The sequence below is a fragment of the Phaeodactylibacter xiamenensis genome (assembly GCF_000759025.1).
GTDB classification, from domain to species: Bacteria; Bacteroidota; Bacteroidia; order Chitinophagales; family Saprospiraceae; genus Phaeodactylibacter; species Phaeodactylibacter xiamenensis.
In genome coordinates, this window is sequence record NZ_JPOS01000141.1 from 1 (window position 1) to 933 (window position 933).

At 33.3% G+C, this 933-nt stretch carries 1 protein-coding gene; it reads left to right on the forward strand.

Annotation, left to right across the window (positions count from 1 at the left end; translation table 11 throughout):
- The first annotated feature begins 232 nt into the window (after window positions 1-232).
- Entirely contained in the window at window positions 233-862 is a 630-nt protein-coding gene (gene catB, locus IX84_RS30380) for a type B chloramphenicol O-acetyltransferase (RefSeq protein WP_010256763.1), read from the forward strand.
- The last annotated feature ends 71 nt before the right edge of the window (window positions 863-933 follow it).

Below are 933 nucleotides of genomic sequence, written 5' to 3' on the forward strand. Positions count from 1 at the left end.
AAAAAAAAGCTGAATGTGGGACACATTCGGCGGAATAAAAAGCACAAAAGTTGAATTTTGAACTTAACCCGCCATTTTGCCAATGCGATGTTATGTGTAGTTTTTTAGTATCTTTGTCAGATGAAATTATCAGATTAGCAAATTTACTTTACGCAACGTATAGGAAGAGAATAGTTTAGTATTATTCTTCGTTTCCTTATTGTCTCTTATTGTAAATTAAATATGTTAAATAATGAAAAATTACTTCGAAAGTCCTTTTAAAGGAAAAATAATCAAAGACCACATAACTAATCCCAATATAATTTCGGGTAAATATTCTTATTATTCTGGTTATTATCACGGTCATTCATTTGACGATTGTGCTCGTTATCTGTTTCCGGACAGGAATGATGTCGATAAACTAATTATCGGTTCTTATTGTTCAATAGGGAGCGGTGCAAGTTTCATAATGGCAGGTAATCAAGGTCATAAATATGATTGGATTTCCAGTTTTCCATTTTTTTATATGTCTGAATTTGATGTTTTCAGTAAAAGCCAAGATGGATTTCAAAAAGCAGGAGATACAGTTGTTGGGAATGATGTTTGGATTGGTAGTGAAGCTATGATAATGCCAGGAGTTCAGATAGGAGATGGAGCTGTTATTGGCAGTCGTGCTTTGGTTACAAAAGATGTTGAACCTTATTCAATTGTAGGGGGAAATCCAGCCAAATTGATAAAAAAGAGATTTAGTGATGATGACATCCAAAAATTGCAGGAAATGAAATGGTGGGAATGGGATGAAGAAACCCTTTTTGAAGCAATGCCAATTCTTTGTTCAAATAAAATCGATTTGTTGTACAAGTTTTTTAGAAAAATGAAATGATAAAAAGAAGGTTCCGAAATTCGGAGCCTTTTTGTTTTAACTGCGTTTGCGGCTAAAATTACACATAACGG

Bases quoted from the DNA above. Each gene is read 5' to 3' on its own strand.
- catB (WP_010256763.1), top strand. From the start codon at position 233: ATGAAAAATTACTTCGAAAGTCCTTTTAAAGGAAAAATAATCAAAGAC.